General features: G+C 41.6%; 3 protein-coding genes and 1 pseudogene. All 4 read left to right on the top strand.

Going from position 1 to position 2,802, the window contains the following annotated elements:
* Nucleotides 1-212 (top strand): annotated as a pseudogene (locus AC52RT_RS16405) (glutamyl-tRNA reductase); the annotation flags it as partial.
* A gap of 10 nt (nt 213-222) precedes the next feature.
* Nucleotides 223-1,056, top strand: coding sequence for a cytochrome C assembly family protein (locus AC52RT_RS16400; RefSeq protein WP_495541738.1), 834 nt, complete (start codon nt 223-225; stop codon nt 1,054-1,056).
* Between the two features lie 9 nt (nt 1,057-1,065).
* Nucleotides 1,066-1,998 carry a hydroxymethylbilane synthase gene (gene hemC, locus AC52RT_RS16395; RefSeq protein WP_495541737.1) on the top strand — a complete coding sequence of 311 codons (933 nt, stop codon included), beginning with the start codon at nt 1,066-1,068 and terminating at the stop codon, nt 1,996-1,998.
* Nucleotides 1,998-2,792 (top strand): uroporphyrinogen-III synthase, encoded by a 795-nt coding sequence (locus tag AC52RT_RS16390; protein WP_495541736.1) that lies wholly within the window; start codon nt 1,998-2,000, stop codon nt 2,790-2,792. Before hemC ends, AC52RT_RS16390 begins: the two co-directional genes overlap by 1 nt.
* The last annotated feature ends 10 nt before the right edge of the window (nt 2,793-2,802 follow it).

Raw genomic sequence — 2,802 nt, 5'->3', positions numbered from 1 at the left:
AGCATACCAAGAGTATCATCAATCAAATGCTGAAGGATCCAATCCTTTATGCGAAAGAAATAGCGGACGAGCCGGATTCGAGAGAAGCATTAGACCGCTTCGTGAAAATCTTTCATCTTGAGGAATTACTCGAGGACGAAGCCATGCCGGCTGAACAGAAAAAACAGGCTAAGGTACAGGCGGAGCTAATTCCAACGCCTGTCCGAGCATAATAGAGTTCTTATGATGGAACTGACAATGACGAGAATGCACGAAGCGTCCGTCCTATTATATGCCTTGAGTGTTCTCCTCTATTTTATCGATTTTCTCCATAGTAACCAGAAGGCGAACCGCGCGGCCTTCTGGTTACTTGCTATTGTTTGGCTTTTACAAACGGTGTTTTTGGTTTTATATGTGTTGAAAACAGGACGTTTTCCTGTTTTAACGATCTTTGAGGGATTGTACTTCTATGCATGGGTACTGATTACGTTGTCGCTTATCATTAATAAGCTCCTGCGAGTAGATTTTACGGTATTTTTTACAAATGTACTCGGGTTTATGGTTATGGTCATTCATACCTTTGCACCTGTTCAAATAGAATCAGAGGTATTGGCTCAACAGCTGGTATCTGAATTGCTGTTAATCCATATAACGCTGGGGATTCTATCATATGGTGCCTTTACGATTTCTGCGGTGTTTTCCTTGTTGTATTTAATTCAGTATGATTTACTGAAAAGGAAGAAGTGGGGAAAACGATTGATCCGACTAGGTGACTTGGCAAAGCTTGAGCATATGTCATATGTATTAACCGTAATCGGTGTACCCATGTTGCTCTTTTCACTAATTTTAGGGCTGCAATGGGCGTATATTAAGGTTCCGGGGTTACAATGGTTTGATTTCAAAATTGTCGGTTCATTTTTTGTCCTTGTTGTTTATAGTGTGTATTTATACGTTAAGGTAAGGAAGCATATATACGGAAAAATGTTAGCGTTTTTAAATGTGTGTTCATTTATGAGCGTCTTAATTAATTTTTTCCTGTTCGGCAGTCTTTCAACATTCCATTTTTGGATTACATAGGAGGAACACATGAGAAAAATTATTGTTGGTTCACGACGGAGTAAGCTTGCAATCACGCAAACGAATTGGGTGATTGATCAGTTGAAAAAATTAGGAGTTCCTTATGAATTTGAAGTGAAAGAAATCGTAACGAAAGGCGATCAAATCCAGAATGTTACACTTTCTAAAGTTGGCGGAAAAGGTTTGTTTGTCAAAGAAATAGAGCAAGCCATGCTTGATAAAGACATTGATATGGCTGTACATAGTATGAAAGATATGCCAGCCGTTTTGCCTGAAGGCTTGACAATTGGTTGTATTCCACCGAGAGAAGATCCGCGAGATGCCCTTATTTCAAAAGGAAATCTAACATTCTCTGAGCTAAAACCGGGAGCGATTGTTGGGACAAGCAGCCTGCGCCGCAGTGCACAATTGTTAGCTGTTCGCCCAGATTTAGAAATTAAATGGATTCGCGGAAATATTGATACACGATTAGATAAATTAAAGAACGAAGACTATGACGCGATTATTTTAGCGGCGGCTGGCCTTTCAAGAATGGGCTGGGATTCAAATATTGTGGCTGAATTCCTTGAACCGGAATTATGTCTGCCAGCTGTAGGACAAGGGGCACTTTCAATTGAATGCCGTGCAGATGACCAAGACTTACTAAATGAATTAAAAAAATTAACGTGTGAAGATACGAAGGTTACAGTCGAAGCAGAACGTGCTTACCTTGATAAAATGGAAGGCGGCTGCCAAGTACCGATTGCTGGTTTTGCGAAGAAATCAGAAGACGGAACCGTATCATTAACCGCTTTAGTTGCTTCACCTGATGGAAAAGTTATTTATAAGGAAGTTGTCGAAGGAACAGATCCGAAAGCAATCGGCGTTCAGGCAGCAGAAATAATGAGCGAACAGGGTGCGAAAGATCTGATTGACCGTGTAAAAGCGGAGTTAGATCAGTAATGAGCAACACTGGACCTTTGGACAGCTGCCGTGTCCTGGTCACTCGAGAAAAAGGCCAGTCTGATAGTCTGACTTCTAAAATAAAAGAGTGCGGGGGGATACCGGTTACGGTCCCTCTTCTCGGCTTTACATTTCCTGAGGACAAAGAGAAGCTGCTCGAAAAAGCAGCGTTAACAGCGAATTATGATTGGTTGATTCTTACCAGTCATAACGGTGTGGAGTTTTTCTTTCGACTACTAGAGGAAATAAACATTCCCATTCAGCTGCCGCGTATTGCGGTCATTGGTAAAAAAACAGGAGAAACCCTTGAAAAACATGGTGTCAAAGCCGACTTCATACCAACTAAATTTGTCGCAGAGAATTTTGTGAAGGAATTCATTCCGCTAATAAACAAAAACACGAAGGTGCTGCTGCCTAAAGGGAATCGAGCACGCTCGGTTATCGCGAAGGCGATCAAGTCAGCGGGTGCGCATTGTGAGGAATTGATTCTCTATGAAACCTATTTTCCTAAAGAAAGCGGTCCGGTGGTTGCAGATCTAGTAAAGAATCACAATCTGGATGTGATTACTTTTACCAGCTCTTCATCGGTGGATCACTTTATGGATATAGTCCGTACCCACCAGCTGCAGCCATGTCTAGACAGCATTATTATCAGTGTCATTGGTCCGATTGCTGAAAAAACGGCAGTGGATTATGGGTTGAAGGTAGAAGTTTGTCCAGAACAGTATACAGTCAGCGCCATGATTGACAGCTTAGCAGCCTATCTAATTGACCGAAATAAAAAGGAGGAATAAGTGATGAAAG

Source organism: Peribacillus sp. (assembly GCF_059453735.1).
The sequence above is the reverse complement of the archived record's forward strand: the minus strand, read 5'-3'. Positions and strand labels throughout refer to the sequence as shown.

Bases quoted from the DNA above. Each gene is read 5' to 3' on its own strand.
- AC52RT_RS16400 (WP_495541738.1), top strand. From the start codon at position 223: ATGATGGAACTGACAATGACGAGAATGCACGAAGCGTCCGTCCTATTA.
- hemC (WP_495541737.1), top strand. From the start codon at position 1,066: ATGAGAAAAATTATTGTTGGTTCACGACGGAGTAAGCTTGCAATCACG.
- AC52RT_RS16390 (WP_495541736.1), top strand. From the start codon at position 1,998: ATGAGCAACACTGGACCTTTGGACAGCTGCCGTGTCCTGGTCACTCGA.